This window comes from Actinokineospora sp. NPDC004072 (assembly GCF_053604195.1).
Genome location: NZ_JBSGHB010000008.1, coordinates 200,358 through 221,565, shown reverse-complemented (window position 1 = coordinate 221,565; position 21,208 = coordinate 200,358). Strand labels below are relative to the sequence as shown.

Here is a 21,208-nt window from a genome sequence, read left to right as displayed (position 1 = left end):
GGACGGTAGCCTGCGGCGGCGTGGGGAAGACGTTGGTGCTGGGTGGGGCGCGGTCCGGGAAGTCCGCCTACGCGGAGGGGTTGGTCGGCGGCGACGTCCTCTATCTGGCCACCGCGCGGCGCATCGAAGGGGACGCCGACTGGGATGCGCGGATCGCCCGGCATGTTGAGCGGCGGCCCGCGGGGTGGCGGACCGTCGAGGCGGCCGACACTGCGGAAGTGGTCCGGCAGATCGCGGCGGCGAAATCCCCCATCCTCCTCGACGACATCTCCACCTGGCTCGTCAACGAGATGGACGACGCGAACGCCTGGGACGGTGGGGTTGACCTGAGCGGACCGGTGCAGGCGCTCGTCGAGGCCGTCAAGGGGTGTGCGGCGTCGATCACGCTCGTCTCCGCCGAGGTCGGGTTGGGTGTCGTGCCGCAGACGCGCTCTGGCAGGCTCTTCCGGGACGAGCTCGGCGCGGTCAATGCGTCTCTGGCCCAGGTGTGCACCGACGTGCTGCTGCTGGTCGCCGGGCTGCCGCTGCGGCTGAAGTGATGGAGGGGGACCCCACGGTGAGCACGGAATTCCCGCGCGTCGACGCGCCCAGCCAGACCGCGGCCGATGCGGCGCGGGAGCGGCACGCGCGGCTCACCAAGCCGCTCGGCTCGCTCGGGCGGCTGGAGGAGCTGGGGACGTGGGTCGCGGCCTGCCAGGACCGGTGCCCGCCGACGCCGTTCGCGCGGCCGCGGATCGTCGTCTTCGCCGGTGACCACGGCGTCTCCGGCGTCTCGGCCTACCCGCGCGAGGTCACCGCGCAGATGGTGGCGAACTTCCTCGCGGGCGGCGCGGCGATCAACGTGCTGGCCGACGCCGCGGGCGCGACCGTGCGCGTGGTCGACGTGGCCGTGGACGCCGACACCACCGTCGGCGACCGCAAGATCCGCCGCTCGTCCGGCTCGATCGACCGCGAGGACGCCCTCACCGACGCCCAGGCGCGCGAGGCCATCGCCACCGGCCGCGCGATCGCCGACGAGGAGGTCGACGGCGGCGCCGACCTGCTCATCGCGGGCGACATGGGCATCGGCAACACCACCCCGGCCGCCGTCGTCATCGCCGCGCTCACCGGGGCCGAGCCGGTGGCGGTCGTGGGCCGCGGCACCGGGATCGATGACCGGACCTGGATGCGCAAGGCCGTCGCCATCCGCGACGCGCTGCGCCGGGCCCGCGCCGCCGGGCCGGACCCGGTGGCCCTCCTGCGCACCTCCGCGGGCGCGGACCTGGCCGCGATGGTCGGCTTCCTGGCCCAGGCCGCCGTCCGCAAGACGCCGGTGATCCTCGACGGCGTGGTGGTCAGCGCCGCCGCGCTGGTGGCCGAGGAGATGGCCCCGGGCGCGGCGAAGTGGTGGGTGGCCGGGCACCGCTCGGTCGAGCCCGCCCACCAGCTCGTGCTCGACCAGCTGGAGCTGGAGCCGATCGTCGACCTCGGGATGCGCCTCGGCGAGGGCTCCGGTGCCGCGGTGGCGCTGCCGGTGCTCACCGCGGCCGTGCGGGTCCTCTCCGAGATGGCGACCTTCGACGAGGCGGGCGTGAGCACGGCGGCCGCGGACTAGTGCGCCTCGCCTTCTCCTGGCTCACCGTCCTCCCGCTGCGGGTGGACACTGTGGACAGAGGGCGGGCGGCCCGCGCGATCGCGGTGGCGCCGGTCGTCGGCGTCGTCCTGGGCTGCGCCACCGCGGGTCTGCTGTGGACAGCGCACCTGGTCGCCCTGCCGCCGCTGCTGGCCGGGCTGCTGGCCGTCGCCTTCCTCGCGCTGGCCACGCGCGGCATGCACATCGACGGCCTGGCCGACACCGCCGACGGCCTGGGCTGCTACGGCCCGCCCGAGCGCGCCCTCGCCGTCATGCGCGACGGCGGCGCGGGCCCGTTCGCCGTGGCCGCGCTGGTCGTGGTGATGCTCGGGCAGGCGGCCGCGTTCGCCGCCCTGCCGCCGCAGCGGCTGGGCGTCGTCGTGCTGGCCGTCGCCGCCGGGCGGATCGCGTTCACCGCCTGCTGCCTGCGCGGCGTCCCCGCCGCTCGGCCGGAGGGGCTGGGCGCGCTCGTCGCGGGCACCCAGCCGTGGCTCGTGCCCGCCGCGTGGGTCGCCGCCGCGCTCGTCGCCGGGTGGTTCACGGGCGCGGCGGTAGGCGTCGCGCTGGCCGCGGTGGTGGTCGCCGCCCTGCTGCGGCACGTGCGCCGCCGCTTCGGCGGGGTCACCGGGGACGTGCTGGGCGCGGCCTGCGAGCTGGCCGCGCTGGCCGTGCTCGTCCCCGCGCTCATCCCGGGCGCCCCCTGACGGGAGCGCCCGGGGGAATCACACGAGCGTGGTCATCCACCCGCGGGTGTCGGCCACGTCGCCGCGCTGGAGGCCGACCAGGCTCTGCCGCAGCTGGCTGGTCACCGGGCCGGTGCCGCCGTCGGCGACGGTGAACTCGCCGCCCGCGTGCTTGACGTGCCCGACCGGGGTGACGACCGCGGCGGTGCCGCAGGCGAAGACCTCGGTCAGCTCGCCGGACTCGGCCTTCTTCTCCCACTCGTCGGTGGAGATCCGCCGCTCCTCGACGCCGTAGCCGAGGTCCTTGGCCAGGGCCAGCAGCGAGTCGCGGGTGACGCCGGGCAGCAGCGCGCCGGACAGCTCGGGGGTGACCACCCGCGCGTCTGCGCCGGAGCCCATGACGAAGAACAGGTTCATCCCGCCCATCTCCTCGACCCAGCGGCGCTCCACCGCGTCGAGCCAGACGACCTGGTCGCAGCCCTGCGCGGCGGCCTCGGCCTGGGCGGCCAGCGAGGCGGCGTAGTTGCCCGCGAACTTGGCCGCGCCGGTGCCGCCGGGGGCCGCGCGCACGTACTCCGCCGACAGCCACACCGTCACCGGCTTGACCCCGCTGGCGAAGTAGGACCCCGCGGGCGAGGCGATGCACAGGTACAGGTACTCCGCCGCGGGCCGCACGCCGAGCCCGGCCTCGGTGGAGATCATGAACGGCCGCAGGTACAGCGACTCCTCCGGCTGCGTCGGCACCCAGCGGCGGTCGATGGACACCAGCTCGCGCAGCGACTGCAGGAACAGCTCGTCGGGCAGCTCGGGCATCGCGATGCGGCGGGCGGAGGCGCGGAAGCGGGCCGCGTTGGCCTCCGGGCGGAACGCGGCGATGGAGCCGTCGGGCTGGTGGTACGCCTTGAGCCCCTCGAAGATGGCCTGCCCGTAGTGCAGCACCATCGCGGACGGGTCGAGCGCGATCGGGGCGAAGGGCTCGACGCGGGCGTCGTGCCAACCCTGGGCGGTGTTGTGGCGGATCGTCACCATGTGGTCGGTGAAGTGCGCGCCGAACCCCGGCTTCGCCAATACCTCCGCAACCCGCTCCGGGGTCGCCGGCCTGGGGTTCGGGGTGATGGTGAATGGCGTCATGGGAGAACGGTATCCCCCCGTTCCGCCTGGGGAAATCGGCATCCCGAGGATCGGACGTCCAACTATCGAACAGTCACCCTCTGTGACGTCGGGATGACAGCCAGCAGCCGAGCGTCCCCGCGCCCAGCACCCCGGCCCCGACCAAAAGGGCGGGCACGGACACGTTCACCGACAGCACGACGCACAGCGCCAGCCCGCAGCACCCCGACCGCATCCACGTCGCCCGTTCGGACCGCACCAGGTGCCGCGCGGCGGAGTTGACCATCGCGTAGTAGCCCAGCAACAGGGTCACCGCCAGCGCCACCGCGAACCCGAGGGGCAGGACCAGCGCCACCAGCGCCGCGCCCGCCACCACGGCCACGACCGCCCGGGACGGCAGCTCGGGCATCTCGTCGAGGGTGCGCGCCGCGTCGGCCAGCAGCGGCCGCACGGCCAGCACCGCCAGCGCCGCGACGCCGACCACCAGCAGCGGCGACAGCGCGGCGCCGTCGGCGGCGGCCAGCGCGTCGCGCAGCGGCGCGGGCGAGACCGCCATCCGCGGCCCGCCGAGCTGGCGCAGCAGCGCGAACACGACGACGCCCACCACCGCCACGCCCGCCCCGACCACGGCGAGCGACCGGCCCAGGCCCGCCCGCGGCAGCCGTTCGAGCCCGGCGAACCCCAGGAACAGCAGGCCCGCCGCCGAGGCGATCCCGCGCCAGTCGTCGGTCCCGGCGACCTCGGCGGCCACCCCGGCTTGCGCCACCGGGGTGATCATGAGGCACGCCGCCACGACGAGGCCGACTGTGACGATCGCCACATAGAGTGACCACGCAGGCGGGCGAACCCGGGCGACCACCAGCGCGCCCGCGGCCATCACGATCACCACCGACACCGCGCGCGGAGCCGACGGAAGCACTGCGGGACCGGCGAAAGCGGCCAGCGCGCCTGCGGCGACCACCCGCCCGGTGATGCCGAGCACCCCGGCCAGGCGCGCCGCCCACGGCCCGCGGGTGGCGCTGACATGCGCGTATCCGCTCATCGGGCCGTGCAGGGCGGTGAGGTCCACCAGGGACAGGGCGGTCAGCCCCGCGGCCACGGCGGTGAGCGCGAGCCCGGCCAGCGCCAGCGCGCCCGCCTCGGCCACCGCGCCGGAGGCGGCCAGCGCGCCCGCCGCCAGAGCGCCGAGCAGGAAACCTGGCACCATAACCGAGGTGGTGCCCGTTGCCTGTCCCACTTCTGTCACGGGCACAACCGTGCCAGACACCCGGGTGTTTCTCCAGCCGACTTCCGGTTGAAAGGTCAACGCAAGTCGTTAGCATGCGTCCACATCTCGCCGGACCCACGAGGCCGCGGCGGACAGCGAACCACTAGGAGCTCAACAGTGACCGCCCCCAAGCTGGCCCTGGCCACCGCGCCCGCGGTGGAGGCCGCCGCCGACGCGCTCGTCATCGGCACCGTCCGCACCGAAGCCGGTGTGGCCCTGCAGCCCGGCGCCGAGGCCGTCGACGCCGCCTTCGGGGGCACGCTCGCCGAGACGCTGGCCGCGCTCGGCGCCACCGGCAAGGCCGACGAGGTCGTCAAGCTGCCCTCGCTCGGCAAGATCAAGGCGACCGTGCTCGTCGCGTCCGGCCTCGGCTCGGCCGACGAGGGCATCAGCGGCGAGCAGGTCCGCCGCGCGGCGGGCGCTGCGGCCCGCTCCCTGGCAGGCACCGCCAAGGTGGCCAGCCTGCTGTCCACTCTGGACCTCCAGGCCGCCGTGGAGGGCGCCGCGCTCGGCGCGTACACCTTCACCGCCTACAAGTCCGAGCCGGACAAGAAGCCCGCCACCGCCAAGGTCGACTTCATCGCCCCCGAGGCGGGCTCGGCCAAGGAGCACAAGGCCACCCTCAAGGCCGCCACCGCCATCGCCGAGGCCGTGGCGACCACCCGCGACTTCATCAACACCCCGCCGAACGACCTCTACCCGGCCACCTTCGCCGAGCGCGCCGCCGCCCTCGGCCGCGCCGCGGGCCTGACCGTCGAGGTGCTCGACGACAAGGCGCTGCGCAAGGGCGGCTTCGGCGGGATCATCGGCGTCGGCGGCGGCTCGGCCCGCCTCCCGCGCCTGGTCCGGCTGACCTGGAAGGGCACGCGCCCCAAGGCCAAGGTCGCGCTGATCGGCAAGGGCATCACCTTCGACACCGGCGGCATCTCGATCAAGCCCGCCGCGTCGATGGACCAGATGACCTCGGACATGAGCGGCGCGGCCGCGGTCGTGGCGACCGTCGTGCTGGCGGCGAAGCTGAAGTACCCGCTGGAGGTCACCGCGACCGTCCCGATGGCGGAGAACATGCCCTCCGGCGACGCCTACCGCCCCGGCGACGTGCTGACCATGTACGGCGGCAAGACCGTCGAGGTGCTCAACACCGACGCCGAGGGCAGGCTGATCCTGGCCGACGCCATCGTCCGCGCCTGCGAGGACGACCCGGACTACCTGATCGAGACCTCCACGCTGACCGGCGCGCAGATCGTCGCGCTCGGCAAGCGCACCTCCGGCGTCATGGGCTCCCCGGAGTTCCGCGACCGGGTGGCCGAGCTGGGCCGCGCGGTCGGCGAGAACGCCTGGGCCATGCCGCTGCCCGAGGAGCTGCGCGCCGACCTGGACTCCCGGCTGGCCGACCTGGCCAACGTCGCGGGCCACCGCTGGGGCGGCATGCTGGCCGCGGGCGTGTTCCTCGGCGAGTTCGTCGCCGAGGGCGTGCAGTGGGCGCACATCGACATCGCGGGCCCGGCCTTCAACGAGGGCGGCCCGTGGGGCTACACCAGCCGCGGCGGCACCGGCGTGCCGGTGCGCACGCTGGCCGCGGTGCTGGCCGACATCGCAGCCAACGGCTGATCAGCGCAGAAGGCCGGGGCTGGCTAGCCCCGGCCTTCGCGCTTCTGGCGCGCCATGTACTCCCGCATGCGCTTGGGGTAGCCGACCCTGGCCACCTCGTAGACCGGGATCTGCCGCTTGCGCCCGAACTCCAGCGCCGCGTCGAAGTCGGCGATGCGCCGCCGCGTCCACTCGCCGTCGTGCGCGACCAGCACGACGGTGGTGTCGGTGACGTTCGTGCGGGGCTCGACGTACGCCTCGACCCCGGTGCGGCTGGCCGCCCACTCCTCCAGGTGCGAGGTGTCCTGCTTGCTGGCCTGGCGCAGCGTGCCGGGCCTGCCCTTGCCGCGCCTGCCCCGCATCCTGTCGAAAAGGCCCACGTCGATCCCCTCCGCCGATTGCGCCGTTTCGTCCCATTGTTCCAGCGGTACCCGCGGGTAACCCGATCGTGGTCCGCGACACCCCGGCCACCTCGCAGGCCACCCCCGCGAAGTGGAAAGATAGCGCTGGTGGCTCGCCCGTTGACCACGTCGGGCGGCCTGGACCACGTAGTCGCTCGTCGAGGAGAACCCGTGACTGACACCCCCGCCGCAGCCGACCTGGTGATCCTCGGTGGCGGATCGGGCGGCTATGCGTGCGCCTTCCGCGCCGCGGAGCTCGGCCTGTCGGTGATCCTGGTGGAGAAGGACAAGGTGGGCGGGACGTGCCTGCACCGCGGCTGCATCCCCACCAAGGCCCTGCTGCACGCCGCCGAGGTCGCCGACCTCGCCCGGGAGGGCGACCAGTTCGGCGTGAAGTCCTCGCTGGAGGGCATCGACATCGCGGGCGTGAACTCCTACAAGGACAAGATCGTCGCGGGGCTCTACAAGGGACTCCAGGGCCTGGTGAAGGCCAACAAGGTCCACTTCGTCGAGGGCGCGGGCACCTTCGTCGCGCCCAACGCCGTCGAGGTGGACGGCAAGCGCTACACCGGCAAGAACGTCGTGCTGGCCACCGGCTCCTACGCGCGCACGCTGCCCGGCCTGGAGATCGGCGGCCGGATCGTCACCAGCGACCAGGCGCTCAACCTCGACTTCATCCCGGAGAAGGTCGTCGTGCTCGGCGGCGGCGTCATCGGCGTGGAGTTCGCCAGCGTGTGGCGCTCCTTCGGGGCCGAGGTCACCGTGGTCGAGGCGCTGCCGCGCCTGGTGCCCGCCGAGGACGAGTGGGCCTCCAAGCAGCTCGAGCGCGCCTTCCGCAAGCGCAAGATCGCCTTCAAGACCGGCGTGCGGTTCACCGGGGCCACCCAGCACGAGACCGGCGTCAGCGTCTCGCTGGAGTCCGGCGAGACGCTGGAGGCCGACCTGCTGCTGGTCGCCGTCGGCCGCGGCCCCAACAGCGCGGGCCACGGCTACGAGGAGGCGGGCGTGGCGCTGGAGCGCGGCTTCGTCGTCACCGACGAGCGCCTGCGCACCAACCTGCCCGGCGTCTACGCCGTCGGCGACCTGGTGGCGGGCCTGCAGCTGGCCCACCGCGGCTTCCAGCAGGGCATCTTCGTCGCCGAGGAGATCGCCGGGCAGAACCCCAAGCCGATCGACGAGGCGGGCATCCCGCGGGTCACCTACTGCAACCCCGAGGTCGCCTCCGTCGGGCTGACCGAGGCGCAGGCCAAGGAGAAGTTCGGCGGCGCGGAGACGCTGGTGTACGCGCTGTCGGGCAACGGCAAGAGCCAGATCCTCAAGACCTCCGGCGGGGTGAAGCTCGTCCGCGAGCCCAACGGCCCGGTCGTCGGGATCACCATGGTCGGCGAGCGGGTCGGCGAGCTGATCGGCGAGGCCCAGCTGATCTACAACTGGGAGGCCTTCCCCGAGGACGTCGCGCCGCTGGTGCATGCCCACCCGACGCAGAACGAGGCCCTGGGCGAGGCGTTCCTCGCCCTCGCTGGCAAGCCACTGCACGTGCACGGCTGACCGCAGGTCAGTCCCCCAACCGACCCGTCAGCCCCAGCAAGTCCGAGGAGTCCTGGAAACCATGGCGTTCTCCGTAGAGATGCCCGCGCTTGGCGAGAGCGTGACCGAAGGCACCGTCACGCGGTGGCTCAAGCAGGAGGGCGACACCGTCGCCGTCGACGAGCCGCTGCTGGAGGTGTCCACCGACAAGGTCGACACCGAGATCCCCTCTCCCGCGGCCGGGGTGCTGCAGAAGATCGTGGCGCAGGAGGACGAGACCGTGGCCGTGGGCGGGCAGCTCGCGGTGATCGGCGATGGTTCCGGGGAGGCGGCCCCCGCATCCGGCGGCGACGTCGAGTCCGCGCCCGGGCCGCAGGAGGCGACCGGGCAGCAGCCGTCGGAGCTGGCCGATGAGCCCGCCCCGCAGCCCTCGGCCGACGCGCCGAAGGGCGGCGGCAAGGGCACCGACGTGACCATGCCCGCGCTGGGCGAGAGCGTCACCGAGGGCACCGTGACCCGCTGGCTCAAGCAGGTCGGCGAGTCCGTCGAGGTGGACGAGCCGCTGCTGGAGGTGTCCACCGACAAGGTCGACACCGAGATCCCCTCGCCGGTGGCGGGCACGCTGCTGGAGATCACCGCGGGCGAGGACGCCACCGTCGAGGTCGGCGGCAAGCTCGGCGTGATCGGCGACAGCTCGGCCGCGGCCCAGCCCGCGCCGGAGGCCCCCAAGCCCGAGGCTCCCCAGCAGGAAGCGCCCAAGCAGGAGGCCCCCCAGCAGGCGGCCCCCCAGCAGGAGGCGCCGAAGCAGGAGGCCCCCGCGCAGGCGGCCCCGCGCCAGGAGGCCCCCCAGCCCGCGCCGAAGGCCGAGGCCCCGAAGGCCGAGGCGCCCCAGCAGGCCGCGCCCGCGCAGGGCGACAGCACCCCGTACGTGACCCCGCTGGTGCGCAAGCTGGCCGCCGAGCACGGCGTCGACCTGGCGACCGTGCGCGGCTCCGGCATCGGCGGGCGCATCCGCAAGCAGGACGTGCTCGCCGCGGCCGAGGCCGCCAAGGCGCCCCAGCCCGAGCCCGCGGCCCCCGCCGCCGCGACCCGCGCGCCGTCGGCCCCGAGCCGCCCGGTGCAGGTCGACACCACGCTGCGCGGCACGACGCAGAAGATGTCGCGGCTGCGCCAGACCGTCTCCCGGCGCATGGTCGAGTCGCTGCAGACCGCCGCGCAGCTCACCCAGGTCGTCGAGGTGGACATCACCAAAGTGGCCAAGCTGCGGGCGCGGTCGAAGGCGGCGTTCGAGCAGCGCGAGGGCGTCAAGCTGACGTTCCTGCCGTTCTTCGCCAAGGCCGCGGTCGAGGCGCTCAAGCAGCACCCGAAGCTCAACGCCTCGATCAACGACGAGACCAAGGAAGTCACCTACCACGCCGCCGAGCACCTGGGCATCGCCGTGGACACCGAGCGCGGCCTGCTCACCCCGGCGCTGCACAACGCCGGTGACCTCAACCTGGCCGGGCTGGCGCACAAGATCGCCGACCTCGCCGAGCGCACCCGCGCCAACAAGGTGACCCCGGACGAGCTCTTCGGCGCGACGTTCACGCTGACCAACCTGGGCAGCCAGGGCGCGCTGTTCGACACGCCGATCATCCCGGTGCCGCAGGTCGGCATCCTGGGCGTCGGCCTGGTCGTCAAGCGCCCGGTCGTGGTGACCGACGAGAACGGCGACGACAGCATCGCCATCCGCTCGATGGTCTACCTGGCGCTGACCTACGACCACCGCCTGGTCGACGGCGCCGACGCGGGCCGGTTCCTCACCACGGTGAAGAACCGCCTGGAAGAGGGCGCCTTCGAGGCCGACCTGGGCCTGTAGGGCACGATCGCGGACGGGCCGCCCCCACGCGCGGGGGCGGCCCGTCGCGCGTTCGCCCCGGTCCTGCGGCGGGCCCGGGCGTCAGGGACGATCACGGTATGCGCGTAGTGGTCGCCGGGTCGTCCGGCTTCATCGGCACCGCCCTGGTCGCCCGGCTGCGCCGCGAGGGCGACGAGGTGGTGCGGCTGGTGCGCCACGCCCCGCGCGCGGCCGACGAGCGCGGCTGGGACCCGCCCGCGGGCCGCATCGACGCGGGCGCGCTCGACGGCGCGGACGCGGTGGTCAACCTGTGCGGGGCGCCGCTGTGGACGCGGCGCTGGACGGGGGCGCGCAAGCAGGTGCTGGTCGACAGCCGGGTCGAGCCGACCGAGGTGCTGGCGGCCGCGGTCGCCGAGCACGGCGTGCCCGTCCTGCTCAACCAGTCGGCCACCGGCTACTACGGCGACACCGGCGGCCCGGTCGACGAGGGCAGCCCGCGCGGCCGGGGCTTCGCCGCGGCGCTGTGCGAGCAGTGGGAGCACGCCGCGGCGGCAGCGGCTCCGGCGCGCGTGGTGCTCATGCGGACCGCGCCCGTGCTGGCCGAGCACGGCGGCATGCTGGGGCCGCTGCGCCCGCTGTTCGCCGTGGGCCTCGGCGGGCGGCTGGGCAGCGGGCGCCAGCACATGCCGTGGATCCACCTGGACGACCTGCTCGCCGCGATGCTGCTCCTGCTGCGCTCGGACATCGCCGGGCCGGTCAACCTGGCCGGGCCGACCCCCGCGACGAACACCGAGTTCACCAAGGCCCTCGGCGCGGCCCGCCACCGCCCGGCCCCGTTCGCCGTGCCGAAGGCCGCGCTGCGGCTGGCGATGGGCGAGCTGGCCGACGACCTCCTGCGCGACCAGCGCGTGGTGCCGAAGGTGCTGCTGGACAACGGCTTCGCGTTCGCCCACCCGACCGTGCGGGACGCGCTCGCGGCCACCGAGGGCCGATGACGCTGGTCGGCGCGGGCGGTCTGCTGCTGATCGCGTTCCTCGTGCTGGGCATGACGGTCTCCGACACCGTGCCCACCGTGGACCGGGTGGCGGCCGAGTCGCTGGGCGGCGGCTGGGAGGCCACCGCGGGCGACGTCGCGTTCGTCGGCAGCGCGGTGCTCGGCCCCGTCCTGCCCGTGCTGCTGGGGCTGGCCCTGCTGCTGGGCGCGTGGGTGCGGCGGCGCGACCCGCGGGTGCGCGGGCTGCTGCTGCGCGCCGCGGTCCTGCTGGCGGTGTGCCGGACGATCTCGCTGGTCAAGCCGGTGTTCGAGCGGGCGCGGCCGCGGGACTACCCGGACTTCAGCTTCCCCAGCGGGCATGTCGTGTCGGTGGCCTCGGTGGCGTTCACGCTGGTCGTGCTGTGCGCGTGGCTGGCCGCGCGGTGGCTGCGGGCGGTGCTGTGGTGGTCGGTCGCCGCGGTCGTGGTCGCCGCGCTGTGCCGGATGGTGCTGGACGTGCACTGGCTGACCGACGTGCTCGGCGCGACGCTGGGCGTGGTCGGCATCGGCCTGCTGACCGCCGCCGGGCTGGGCCTGCTGCCGGTGCGCCGCGGGGGCGTAGGGTCGCGGACGTGAGCGCGCACATCTCCGCCCGCGCCGCCACCGACCCGGTGGCCGTGCGCGAACTCGGCGTCATCGAGTACCTGCCCGCCTGGGACCTCCAGCGCGAGCTCGCCACCGCCCGCGCCGACGACCTCGGCCCGGACACCCTGCTGCTGCTGGAGCACCCGTCGGTCTACACCGCGGGCAAGCGCACCGAGCCCGCCGACCGCCCCACCGACGGCACCCCGGTCATCGACGTCGACCGCGGCGGCAAGATCACCTGGCACGGGCCCGGCCAGCTCGTCGGCTACCCGATCATCAAGCTGTCCGACCCGATCGACGTGGTGCAGTACGTGCGCCGCATCGAGGAGGCCCTGATCAGCGTCTGCGCCGAGTTCGGCCTGGCGACCGGGCGCGTCGAGGGCCGCAGCGGGGTGTGGCTGGCAGGCGACGGCGACCGCCCCGAGCGCAAGATCGCCGCCATCGGCATCCGCGTGCAGCGCGGCGTCACCCTGCACGGCTTCGAGATCAACTGCGACGCCGACCTGTCCGCCTTCGACCGGATCGTGCCCTGCGGCATCCGCGACGCGGGCGTCACCTCGCTGACCGCGGAGCTGGGCAGGCAGGTGACCGTCGCGGAGGTGCTGCCGCTGGCGCGGACCGCGGTGCTGGACGCCCTCGACGGGGTGCTGCCGGTCCGCGAGCACGTCGTCGAGCGGGCGCAGCCGACCAGCCCCGGGGTCACCTTCGCCTTGAGCTGAACCGGACGGGGGCGGCCAGCGGGGCGTGCGGGAAGCCCGCGACCAGCACCCGCCCGGGCGCGGGCGTGCCCGCCACCCAGAACCCGCCCGCCTCCCACACCGTGCCGAGGAAGTCAGCCGTGGCGGCGGGCAACCGAACCCGCAACCGCGTGCCGTCGGGCAGCGTCGCCACGCCTCTGGTCTTGGCAGGCACGTCCCCGGTGGCGGTCCACGGCGCCATGGTCGCGCTGACCCAGGTCCACCCATCCGGGTCGGGCCTGCCCATGACCCGCATGGCGGGGAGCGCGCCCACCACCAGCGGTCCCAGCCCGGCGGCGATCACCCCGATCATCACCAGGTTCCGAAGCAGGTTCTCAACGGGCCAGCCCGACGCCAAGGGCACGAACGGCAACCAGGCGGCCACCGCGGCCACCAGGGCCACGGTGGCCCGGCGCAAGGCCCGCCCGTCGAGGACCGCGGGCGTGAACGGGTCGTCGTCGACCGGGTGGACCGCCCCCGGCACCGCGCGGGTCCGCCGCCCGCCGAACACGGCGTGGGAGCCGTCGACGCGCAGCCAGGTGGTCCGCGGCCCGGTGATGAGCCACGCCCGCCCGGTGCGCGCGATGATCTCCTCGTGCCCCGGCCGCAGCCGGACCGCCAGCGGGACGCCCACGTCGAGCACGGTCGGCCTGCCCCACGCGCCCCGGCGCAGGACCGCGGCCGGGACCGGGTGCCACACCTGCCCGCCGAGGTGCCTGCGGTCGCGGACCCATCACAGCGAGCTCCACTTCGCCGCCATGTAGGCGATCGACAGGGCGAGCACGGCGGTGGCGACGAGGGCGAGCCACAGGGGGAGCGATCCGCCCACGAACTGTCCCCAGATCGCGGCCAGCAGGAGCCCGGTGGCCATGATCTGGAGAGCGGAGGTCGTTCGGACATGGGTCGCCCCGCGGACGATGAGCGCGGTCGTCGGATCCGACAGTGCGGGAGTCACACCCGGAACACCGCGATCAAGCCGTCCGGTGTTACCGCTTGCGCATGCCCTCCAGCACGCGCACGACCGTGGTCGACACCTCGGCCACCGCCCGCTCCGGGTCGTCGGCGCCCGCGATGATGGCCGCGCCCATCGACAGCGCGCCGAAGAGGATGCGGGCGGTCGTCTCGACCGGCAGCTCGTCGATCTCGCCCGCGGCGATCAGCGACTCCAGGACCGCGCGCACCAGGCCGAAGCTGAAGTGCTCCTCGGCGGCCCGCCAGCGCTCCCAGCCCATCACCACCGGGCCTTCGTGGACGACGATCCGCTGGTAGGCCGGTTCCAGGCACACCCGCACGTACGCCTGCACGCCGTTGATCGCCCGCTCCCAGACGCCGTCGGGGCCGCCCGCCACGACCTCGCCGAGCCGGGTCATCACGGCGACCTCCACGGCGTCGAACGCGGCCTCGAACAACGCCTGCTTGCCGCTGAAGTGGTGGTAGAGCGCGCCTTTGGTCACCCGCGCCCGGCGGGCCACGGCGTCCAGCGACGTCGCGGCGTAGCCGCCCTCGGTGAACAGCGAGACGGCGGAATCGACCAGCGCCTGCCGGGTCGACTCGCTGTAATCCGCCTTCCGCGACTGCGCTGTCACCACCTTCACAACATTACGACATACCGCAGGTACGTACTCGTGGTACGTTCGGTGCCATACCGACGGTATGCCGCAAACCCACGGTATGGCGCAGGTCACGCAGAGGGGACGAGACCATGAGCTGGACGGACTACTACCGCAGGCGGGACGCCTTGGACGCGGTGCTGGACCTGGCGCGGCAGGACCCGGAGGGCCCGCTGCCCTTCCCCGCGCAGGCCGCGGCGGAGTTCGCCGACCGGGGCGAGGTGCTGCTGGCCCTGCACTACCGCTGGTCGGTGCGCCTGACCGGCCGCGTGGGGCTGGCCCAGGCCGAGGCCGAGCGCGACCCGGACGTCGACCCGGTCGAAGCCGTCGCGCAGGCGTGGCGGGCCACCGCGGCCGAGCACCCGGTGTTGCGCCGCGTACTCGACGCCCACGCCGAGGAGCCCGTGCTCGCACCCGCGATCGAGGGCGAGCAGCGGATGCTGGCCGTCGCCGCGGGCCTGGCCGAGCCCGCCGAACCCGCCGCCGAGGTCGCCCGGGTCGGCGCGGCCTACCTGGCGCTGATCCGCAGCGCGCCGAGCCGCGAGCGCCACCGCGGCGGCCGCGTCGAGCAGTTCCTGCGCAGGCTGGTCGCCAGCGCCTGAGGCCGTTCTCATGGTGATCGCCCTAGCATGGGCCGCAGTCACCAGGAGAAGGGCGAGCCGATGGCGTGGAGCGAAGCCGACATCCCCGACCTGACCGGACGGACGGTGCTGGTCACCGGGGCGAACTCCGGGCTGGGCCTGCGCAGCGCGCAGGTGCTCGCGGGCCGCGGCGCGCACGTGATCATGGGCTGCCGCTCGCTGGCGAAGGGCAAGGCCGCCCTGGCCACCATCGACGGCGCGGCCGAGCTGCTACACATCGACCTCGCCGACCTCGCGTCGGTGCGCAAGGCCGCCGCCGAGGTCCGCGAGCGCACCGGCGACCGGCTCGACATCCTGATGAACAACGCGGGGATCATGACCCCGCCCAAGGGCGCCACGGTCGACGGCTTCGAACTCCAGATCGGCACCAACCACCTGGGCCACGCGGCGCTGACCTGGCTGCTCATGCCCGCCATCACCGGCCGCGTGGTCACCGTGTCCAGCCTGCTGCACCGCGGCCCCGGCCTGGACCTGTCCGACCTGAACTGGGAGCGCCGCCGCTACCGCGCCGCGGGCGCCTACAGCGCGTCCAAGCTGGCGAACCTGATCTTCGCGGTCGAGCTGGACCGGCGGCTGCGCGCGGCCGGGTCGGCGGTGCTGAGCGTGGCCGCCCACCCCGGCCTGTCCGACAGCGAGCTGGCCGCCAACTCCGCCCGCTCGCGCGGCTCCGGCCCGTTGGCCCAGCGGCTGACCTCGATCGTCTCATCAGGCAACCGACTCATCGCGCAGACCGTGGCCAGGGGCGCGCTCCCCCAGCTCTACGCGGCCACCGCCCCCGGCGTCGCGGGCGGGGACTACTTCGGCCCGCAGGGCTTGGCAGGGGCCTGGGGCAGGCCGGGCCGGTCGCGGCCGCGCGCCGCCGCCCGCAACCCCGACCTCGGCCGCCGCCTCTGGGCGCTGACCGCCGAGCTGACCGGCGTCGATCCCGACCCCGCGTGATGCCGCTCACGTGCGGGCCCGGCGTAGCCTGGCTGGCGTGACCGTGACGCCTGAGGGTCGGAAGCTGCTGCGGCTGGAAGTGCGCAACAGCGAGACGCCGATCGAGAAGAAGCCCTCGTGGATCAAGACCCGGGCGAAGATGGGCCCGGAGTACCGCGAGCTCAAGGGCCTCGTCCGCCGCGAGGGCCTGCACACGGTGTGCGAGGAGGCGGGCTGCCCCAACATCTACGAGTGCTGGGAGGACCGCGAGGCCACCTTCCTCATCGGCGGCGACCAGTGCACCCGCCGCTGCGACTTCTGCCAGATCGACACCGGCAAGCCCGCCGAGTTCGACCGCGAGGAGCCGCGCCGGGTCGCCGAGTCGGTGCAGGCGATGGGCCTGCGCTACTCCACCGTCACCGGCGTGGCCCGCGACGACCTGCCCGACGGCGGCGCCTGGCTCTACGCCGAGACCGTGCGCCAGATCCACGCGCTCAACCCGGGCACCGGCGTCGAGCTGCTGATCCCGGACTTCAACGCCGAGCCCGACCAGCTCGCCGAGGTGTTCTCGTCCCGGCCGGAGGTGCTCGCGCACAACGTCGAGACCGTGCCGCGGATCTTCAAGCGCATCCGCCCCGGCTTCCGGTACGAGCGCTCGCTCGAGGTCATCACCCGCGCCCGCGCCGAGGGCCTGGTGACCAAGTCCAACCTGATCCTGGGCATGGGCGAGACCCCCGACGAGGTCACCGAGGCGCTGCACGACCTGCACGACGCGGGCTGCGAGATCATCACGATCACCCAGTACCTGCGCCCGAGCGTGCGCCACCACCCCGTCGAGCGCTGGGTGAAGCCCGAGGAGTTCCTGACCCACAAGGAGACCGCCGAGGCGATCGGCTACGCGGGCGTCATGGCCGGTCCCCTGGTGCGCTCGTCGTACCGCGCGGGCAGGCTCTACACCCAGGCCGTGGCCCACCGCGGCGACCAGGTGCCGGAGAACCTGCGCCACCTCGCCGAGGCGGGCGAGGCGCGCCAGGAGATCTCGGCCCTACTGCGGAAGTGATACGCCCGGGTCATCTCCGGGGTTGATTCAGGGGGAACCCGGTTATGACACGCTGCCTCTGAACGAAAGACTGCACGGGCGGCGCCAGCGGGGAGCCGCGATCTTCAAGGGGGTTTCGTGGCTCTGCTGACCGACGTCCTGGAATGGCTTCAGGCGCTGCCGCAGCCTGCGCTGGTGGCCGCGACCGGCGGCCTGGTGCTGGCGGAGTGCACCGTCGGCCTGGGCTTCATCGCGCCGGGCGAGGGCGGTCTGCTCATCGCCGCGACCACGGTGAACACGCCCGCGCGCTTCCTGGTGCTGTGGGCGGTGGTCACCGTCTGCGCGGGCACGGGCGACTCCATCGGCTACGGCATCGGCAGGCGGTTCGGGCCGCGGCTGCGGGAGACCAAGCTCATCCAGAAGTACGGCGTCGACGGCTGGGACAAGGCCACGGGCATCCTGCGCAGGCGCGGGGCGTGGGCGGTGTTCTTCGCCCGCTTCCTGCCGGTGGTGCGCACGCTGACCCCGGCGGCGGCGGGCACGTCGGGCCTGCCGTACCGCAAGTTCCTGCCCGCGGTGGTCGCGGGCGCGGCCTGCTGGTCGGCCGTCCACATCGCCATCGGCGCGGCCCTGGGCGAGGCCGCCAAGGAGATCGAGAAGCACATGGGCCGCGGCGGCGCCTTCATCGTCGGCGGCGCGGTGCTGGTCTTCGTCATCGTCCACTTGGTCCGCAAGCGCAAGAAGAACGCCACGGCCCCGGCGACCGCCCTGGCCGCGGACTCCCCCGGCGACGAGGACCTGGAGCGCGTCCGCTAGTCGGCGAAGGCGTCGCAGAGCACGGCCTCCCAGCGCGGCGGCAGCAGCGCTGGGACGGCCAGCTCCTGCAGGTAGCTGCGCCTGCGCACGGCCGTCACCGTCTCCTTCCACCGCTGCACGACCCACCCGACCAGAGCGCACCGCAGCAGCGCCTCAGCGGCGATCTCGCGGTCGGCGCGGGGTCGGGGCAGCCGGGCCAGCTCCCGGAAGCCATCGAGGTCCGTGGGGGCCGCAGCGGGCAGATCCACCGGCCACTCCACCCCCTTGGCCTGCTTGCGCTCCGCAACGGCCTCAGCACACGCCGTGCGGATCGCGCTGATCTCCGCCAACCCGTCCACAAGCGACACCACCCGCGGCTGCGCCCCACCCACCCCGGCAGCCGCCCGCAACTCGTTCAACGTCCCCACCGCATCCCGCGTATCCACATCGATAACCGCCCGCTGCGCGCAGCAACTCACCAACCACCCCGCCGCCTCCCCGAACGCCTCCGCCACCGGCACCACCCAAGCCCCCGTGGCCAACCCATCCGCACTCACCTGCCACACCGCGACGAACTCATCATCCCGACAGAGCACGACGTGCCCGACCATCGTCCGCCCATCCACCGCCCGGGTGGTGATGGTCCGCGCAACAAGCGGCCCGATCTCCTCGCTCACCCCAACCTCCCCACTCTCACCGTCGCCGCGACCCTATGCCCACCCTCCGACACTGCCGCATCTAGAGGGCTCCCAGGCGCCAGCCCGAACTCCGGACCACCACAGCAGGGACGCAAATGAGCTTCGACGACGCAAGGACGTACACCGGTGTCATCACCGAGTGGGCACGAAGAAGAAGGTTGGGGCGTAATTTCTTCCGCGGACCTCGACCAGCCGGTGTGGGCCCATTTCTCGTCCATCGATCCCGCAAGCCACCGAGTAGTCGAAGCCGGGGGCTACCGAGTTCTCCTGCGCGGCGACCATGTCCGATTCACCGCTGAGCAGGCAGAACAGGACGGCTTCCACCTGCGCGCGACATGGGTGACCACCTAGGAACCTCAAACCCACCGACGAGGGTCAACGACGCCGAGCCGCTACCGAAGTGGGTGTCAGCGGCTCTGCCACTGCCCGAGAAAGGGACATGAGAGCCGGATGGTGGAGTTGTTGGACGGTTGCTTGAGGCGCTGAAACGGCTGTCGTACTTTCGACCTGCGTACAGGCTGCACAGGGGGCGCTGTGTCGATCGAGAAGACGGCAACAGAGTTGCGGCAAGCGTTCGCCGCTCTCGACGTCACCCCCGCCGTTCAGGCATTGGAACTCATCGACCAAGCCAACCGCCTGGTGGCCGCTGCCACCCGAGGCAGCCAACGCCCGGAAGCCGGGCAAGCGCTCGCTCTGCTCGACCATGCCCGGCAGCAGCTCGGGCAGGTGTACCGGCTGGTTGAGCACGCTCGCCAGCTCATTCAGCAGTACCTGGCGGACATCGCTGAAGGTGAGGCACCACCGAAACCAGTGCCGCGTGCTCGAACCGTCGCCTCACAGGATCGCGCGGCCAACCACCCGACCATCAAGCCCACCAGTTCGGCGACAACGCCCGCCAAGTTCGACCGCGACCAAGCCGACGCCATCCGGGCAACATTGCCACCGCAGGTACCGACGCCCAATCCGACCGGTAAGAAGACGCACGGCAAGTGGTTCGACGGCAGGGGCGGAGAGACATCGATCGTCAGCGGATACGACGAGGATGCGGCTGAAGCCTGGCGGTTGCTGCAGGCCGCCGGAATGCCGCCCGCTCGGGAGCCTGCCACCACGGCGCATGTCGAGATGAAGGCGGTTGTGCGTGCACGGCGAACGAAAGCCACGCACACGCAGGTCGTCCTGAACAACGTCCCGTGCCGAGGCATCTACGGCTGTGACCAATTGCTGCCGATACTCTTGCCCGAGGGCTACACGCTAACCGTCCACGGCCCGAACTACCGCAAGACCTTCACAGGAGGACAGAAGTGGTCGAACTAGAGGCGTGGTATGACCAGGCTGCTGAGAACGACTACGGTCCAGGCGAACCGGCGTACGTGTTGCGGACGGTAGAAGACCTGAACGCCTTGGTTGACCGCGTGCTCGCAGAAACCGCAGGTCATCGCTGCGGCGCCATGATTCAGCTCAACATCAAGGGTCAGCGGCTGCCGGTGCTGGAGGTTGGGCTTGGGCAGGGCAAGGGCTTCATCCAGTACCACGTGGCAGATGGCGGCAGCACCAAGGGCGACGGCGATCCCAGCAAGCGAGTCGAGTATGTGTACATGGGCAACCTCAGCGAGGTGCAGGCCGATGCTGAAGTTGACATTGCCACGGTGCGGCAGGGGTTGGTGGAGTTTATGGAGACGGGCGGGCGGCCCTCAGTCGTCAAGGACTGAAAGTCATTCCTGCGCGAAGCGAAGAAGCGCGTTGCCTTCGGCTCTTCGCGCGCGGTGCGCATCTCCTGAGTCTCCGCCGCGCGTCTGGCGGCAGATCAATCAGAGCTACTGGTGGGCGCAGCAGGATTTGAACCTGCGACCGCTCGGGTGTAAGCCGAGTGCTCTTCCGCTGAGCTATACGCCCGCAAGGTCCCACGGGGAAAGCCGTGGAACCCGGCAAACCTTATGCCAACTCGGCCACGGCCTTCTTCCAGGCCGCCTGGTCGCGGGCTTCGCCGGGGGCGTTGACCTCGGCGTAGCGGACCGTGCCGGTCTTGTCGATGAGGAAGGTGCCGCGGAGGGCCAGGCCCGCGTCCTCGTGGAAGACGCCGTAGGTCTTGGCGACCTCGCCGTGCGGCCAGAAGTCCGAGAGCAGGGGGAAGGTGTAGCCCTGCTGGTCGGCCCACGCCTTGAGGCTGAACGGGGTGTCCACGGAGACGCCGATGACCTGGACGTCCTTGTCCGAGTAGTCCGACAGCTCATCGCGGACCTGGCAGAGCTCGCCCGTGCAGATGCCGCTGAAGGCGAACGGGTAGAACACGAGCAGCACGTTCTTCTCGCCCGCGAACGACGACAGCGTGACGGGCTGCTTGTTGTAGTCGTTGAGGGTGAAGTCCGGAGCCTTGGAGCCGACCTCGATCGCCATCGTGCGGAGTCCTCCGAATACTCATGGGCCTGGTACCGCGCCCAAGCCTAGGGCACCCGGACGGGACACCGCCCGGGTGTTCGACCCGGACTCAGCGTTTGGTCTTGACGGACTTGGGCGAGACGAGGCGGGTGCCGATCCAGTCGTTGCCCAGGCTGATGCTGGAGGTCTGCGACAGGCCCGCGGTCGGCGCCGCCTCGGCGATCTCGCTGGGCTCGACGTGGGCCGGGCGGCCGGTCTTGGGGGTCAGCACCCAGATCACCCCGCTGTCGGCGAGGGGTCCGATGGCGTCCATGAGCGCGTCGACGAGGTCGCCGTCGCCCTCCCGCCACCAGAGCAGCACGACGTCGACCACGTCGTCGGCGTCCTCGTCGAGCAGCTCGCTGCCGATGCGCTCCTCGACTGCGGCGCGGATCTCGTCGTCGACGTCCTCATCCCAGCCGATCTCCTGGACCACGTCGTCGGCTGTGATCCCCAATTTGTCGGCGACGCCTGCGTACCCGGCGTCTCCCGCGGCCACCACGGTGTCTTTCCTCCAGTCCCGCTCGCACGTCCCGCCGGGGCCGTTGAAGTCCCGTCCGAGGAGCGTAATGCCTGTTCGGTTAGGCGATAGCGAACACTGACAGTGCCCACCTGCGCAACCGTCTGCTTCCCGACACGCCGCGATGGTGTACGCCACGCTGCCCCCGGGCACCCCTACTGACCAGTAAGGATGACGTCAATCTCGATTC

The 21,208-nt window shown here is 72.8% G+C and carries 25 protein-coding genes and 1 tRNA gene; 15 read left to right on the top strand and 11 right to left on the bottom strand.

Annotated elements, in window-relative coordinates; genetic code table 11:
- Positions 1-20 precede the first annotated feature (20 nt).
- Genes ACWEPX_RS14985 through cobS form a run of 3 tightly spaced genes read left to right on the top strand, consistent with a single transcriptional unit; the run spans position 21 to position 2,316 of the window.
- Positions 21-539, top strand: coding sequence for a bifunctional adenosylcobinamide kinase/adenosylcobinamide-phosphate guanylyltransferase (locus ACWEPX_RS14985; RefSeq protein ID WP_451897716.1), 519 nt, complete (start codon positions 21-23; stop codon positions 537-539).
- The gene (cobT, locus tag ACWEPX_RS14980; protein ID WP_451897715.1) at positions 539-1,594 is read left to right on the top strand and encodes a nicotinate-nucleotide--dimethylbenzimidazole phosphoribosyltransferase; all 1,056 of its coding nucleotides are present in this window, start codon (positions 539-541) and stop codon (positions 1,592-1,594) included. The genes ACWEPX_RS14985 and cobT overlap by 1 nt, the downstream gene beginning before the upstream one ends.
- The gene (gene cobS / locus ACWEPX_RS14975) at positions 1,594-2,316 is read left to right on the top strand and encodes an adenosylcobinamide-GDP ribazoletransferase (protein WP_451897714.1); all 723 of its coding nucleotides are present in this window, start codon (positions 1,594-1,596) and stop codon (positions 2,314-2,316) included. The genes cobT and cobS overlap by 1 nt, the downstream gene beginning before the upstream one ends.
- Positions 2,317-2,334: 18 nt before the next feature.
- Here the strand turns inward: cobS and ACWEPX_RS14970 are convergent, their stop codons facing one another.
- A complete protein-coding gene (locus ACWEPX_RS14970; protein WP_451897713.1) occupies positions 2,335-3,426 on the bottom strand; it encodes a branched-chain amino acid aminotransferase in 1,092 nt (363 codons plus the stop codon).
- 73 nt (positions 3,427-3,499) lie between these two features.
- Positions 3,500-4,612 (bottom strand): hypothetical protein, encoded by a 1,113-nt coding sequence (locus ACWEPX_RS14965; RefSeq protein WP_451897712.1) that lies wholly within the window; start codon positions 4,610-4,612, stop codon positions 3,500-3,502.
- A gap of 177 nt (positions 4,613-4,789) precedes the next feature.
- Between ACWEPX_RS14965 and ACWEPX_RS14960 the strand changes: the two genes are divergently transcribed.
- Entirely contained in the window at positions 4,790-6,283 is a 1,494-nt protein-coding gene (locus ACWEPX_RS14960) for a leucyl aminopeptidase (protein ID WP_451897711.1), read from the top strand.
- A 23-nt stretch (positions 6,284-6,306) separates the two neighbouring features.
- On the opposite strand, the gene ACWEPX_RS14955 is transcribed toward ACWEPX_RS14960, so the two are convergent.
- Positions 6,307-6,642 carry an oxidoreductase gene (locus tag ACWEPX_RS14955; protein WP_451897710.1) on the bottom strand — a complete coding sequence of 112 codons (336 nt, stop codon included), beginning with the start codon at positions 6,640-6,642 and terminating at the stop codon, positions 6,307-6,309.
- A 192-nt stretch (positions 6,643-6,834) separates the two neighbouring features.
- Here ACWEPX_RS14955 and lpdA point away from each other — a divergent pair, with 192 nt between their 5' ends.
- The 5 genes from lpdA to lipB all read left to right on the top strand — a co-directional run bounded on the left by lpdA (position 6,835) and on the right by lipB (position 12,364).
- On the top strand, positions 6,835-8,211 hold the full coding sequence (gene lpdA / locus ACWEPX_RS14950) for a dihydrolipoyl dehydrogenase (protein WP_451897709.1): 1,377 nt from the start codon (positions 6,835-6,837) through the stop codon (positions 8,209-8,211).
- A 61-nt stretch (positions 8,212-8,272) separates the two neighbouring features.
- Positions 8,273-10,048: a 2-oxoglutarate dehydrogenase, E2 component, dihydrolipoamide succinyltransferase gene (gene sucB, locus ACWEPX_RS14945; RefSeq protein ID WP_451897708.1), complete on the top strand. Its 1,776-nt coding sequence runs from the start codon at positions 8,273-8,275 to the stop codon at positions 10,046-10,048.
- A gap of 98 nt (positions 10,049-10,146) precedes the next feature.
- Positions 10,147-11,022 carry a TIGR01777 family oxidoreductase gene (locus tag ACWEPX_RS14940; RefSeq protein ID WP_451897707.1) on the top strand — a complete coding sequence of 292 codons (876 nt, stop codon included), beginning with the start codon at positions 10,147-10,149 and terminating at the stop codon, positions 11,020-11,022.
- A complete protein-coding gene (locus tag ACWEPX_RS14935; RefSeq protein ID WP_451897706.1) occupies positions 11,019-11,636 on the top strand; it encodes a phosphatase PAP2 family protein in 618 nt (205 codons plus the stop codon). Before ACWEPX_RS14940 ends, ACWEPX_RS14935 begins: the two co-directional genes overlap by 4 nt.
- Positions 11,633-12,364 carry a lipoyl(octanoyl) transferase LipB gene (gene lipB, locus ACWEPX_RS14930; RefSeq protein WP_451897705.1) on the top strand — a complete coding sequence of 244 codons (732 nt, stop codon included), beginning with the start codon at positions 11,633-11,635 and terminating at the stop codon, positions 12,362-12,364. The genes ACWEPX_RS14935 and lipB overlap by 4 nt, the downstream gene beginning before the upstream one ends.
- Here lipB and ACWEPX_RS14925 read toward each other — a convergent pair.
- The 3 genes from ACWEPX_RS14925 to ACWEPX_RS14915 all read right to left on the bottom strand — a co-directional run bounded on the left by ACWEPX_RS14925 (position 12,345) and on the right by ACWEPX_RS14915 (position 13,968).
- Positions 12,345-13,082 carry a hypothetical protein gene (locus ACWEPX_RS14925; protein WP_451897704.1) on the bottom strand — a complete coding sequence of 246 codons (738 nt, stop codon included), beginning with the start codon at positions 13,080-13,082 and terminating at the stop codon, positions 12,345-12,347. The genes lipB and ACWEPX_RS14925 overlap by 20 nt on opposite strands.
- A gap of 33 nt (positions 13,083-13,115) precedes the next feature.
- Positions 13,116-13,253, bottom strand: a complete 138-nt coding sequence (locus ACWEPX_RS14920; protein WP_451897703.1) for a hypothetical protein — start codon at positions 13,251-13,253, stop codon at positions 13,116-13,118.
- Between the two features lie 115 nt (positions 13,254-13,368).
- A complete protein-coding gene (locus ACWEPX_RS14915) occupies positions 13,369-13,968 on the bottom strand; it encodes a TetR/AcrR family transcriptional regulator (protein ID WP_451897803.1) in 600 nt (199 codons plus the stop codon).
- A 116-nt stretch (positions 13,969-14,084) separates the two neighbouring features.
- Here ACWEPX_RS14915 and ACWEPX_RS14910 point away from each other — a divergent pair, with 116 nt between their 5' ends.
- From ACWEPX_RS14910 to ACWEPX_RS14895, 4 genes are all read left to right on the top strand, one after another.
- Positions 14,085-14,594 (top strand): hypothetical protein, encoded by a 510-nt coding sequence (locus ACWEPX_RS14910; RefSeq protein ID WP_451897702.1) that lies wholly within the window; start codon positions 14,085-14,087, stop codon positions 14,592-14,594.
- A gap of 27 nt (positions 14,595-14,621) precedes the next feature.
- Positions 14,622-15,572: an oxidoreductase gene (locus ACWEPX_RS14905; protein WP_451897701.1), complete on the top strand. Its 951-nt coding sequence runs from the start codon at positions 14,622-14,624 to the stop codon at positions 15,570-15,572.
- Between the two features lie 37 nt (positions 15,573-15,609).
- Positions 15,610-16,611, top strand: coding sequence for a lipoyl synthase (lipA, locus tag ACWEPX_RS14900; RefSeq protein ID WP_451897700.1), 1,002 nt, complete (start codon positions 15,610-15,612; stop codon positions 16,609-16,611).
- 117 nt (positions 16,612-16,728) lie between these two features.
- The gene (locus ACWEPX_RS14895; protein WP_451897699.1) at positions 16,729-17,406 is read left to right on the top strand and encodes a DedA family protein; all 678 of its coding nucleotides are present in this window, start codon (positions 16,729-16,731) and stop codon (positions 17,404-17,406) included.
- Here ACWEPX_RS14895 and ACWEPX_RS14890 read toward each other — a convergent pair.
- Together ACWEPX_RS14890 and ACWEPX_RS14885 are read right to left on the bottom strand one after the other, a co-directional pair.
- Positions 17,403-18,062 (bottom strand): DUF6218 family protein, encoded by a 660-nt coding sequence (locus ACWEPX_RS14890; RefSeq protein ID WP_451897698.1) that lies wholly within the window; start codon positions 18,060-18,062, stop codon positions 17,403-17,405. The two genes, ACWEPX_RS14895 and ACWEPX_RS14890, sit on opposite strands and share 4 nt — an antisense overlap.
- A 153-nt stretch (positions 18,063-18,215) precedes the next feature.
- Complete coding sequence (locus tag ACWEPX_RS14885; RefSeq protein ID WP_451897697.1) at positions 18,216-18,407, bottom strand: hypothetical protein; 192 nt, start codon at positions 18,405-18,407, stop codon at positions 18,216-18,218.
- A 210-nt stretch (positions 18,408-18,617) separates the two neighbouring features.
- Here ACWEPX_RS14885 and ACWEPX_RS14880 point away from each other — a divergent pair, with 210 nt between their 5' ends.
- Both ACWEPX_RS14880 and ACWEPX_RS14875 read left to right on the top strand, forming a co-directional pair.
- Positions 18,618-19,397, top strand: a complete 780-nt coding sequence (locus ACWEPX_RS14880; RefSeq protein ID WP_451897696.1) for a DddA-like double-stranded DNA deaminase toxin — start codon at positions 18,618-18,620, stop codon at positions 19,395-19,397.
- Entirely contained in the window at positions 19,385-19,792 is a 408-nt protein-coding gene (locus ACWEPX_RS14875; RefSeq protein ID WP_451897695.1) for an Imm1 family immunity protein, read from the top strand. Before ACWEPX_RS14880 ends, ACWEPX_RS14875 begins: the two co-directional genes overlap by 13 nt.
- 109 nt (positions 19,793-19,901) lie before the next feature.
- Here ACWEPX_RS14875 and ACWEPX_RS14870 read toward each other — a convergent pair.
- From ACWEPX_RS14870 to ACWEPX_RS14860, 3 genes are all read right to left on the bottom strand, one after another.
- A tRNA-Val gene (locus tag ACWEPX_RS14870) sits at positions 19,902-19,976 on the bottom strand.
- A gap of 39 nt (positions 19,977-20,015) precedes the next feature.
- On the bottom strand, positions 20,016-20,477 hold the full coding sequence (locus tag ACWEPX_RS14865; RefSeq protein ID WP_451897694.1) for a peroxiredoxin: 462 nt from the start codon (positions 20,475-20,477) through the stop codon (positions 20,016-20,018).
- Positions 20,478-20,568: 91 nt separating this feature from the next.
- Entirely contained in the window at positions 20,569-21,000 is a 432-nt protein-coding gene (locus ACWEPX_RS14860; protein ID WP_451897693.1) for a DUF3052 domain-containing protein, read from the bottom strand.
- Between the last annotated feature and the right edge of the window lie 208 nt (positions 21,001-21,208).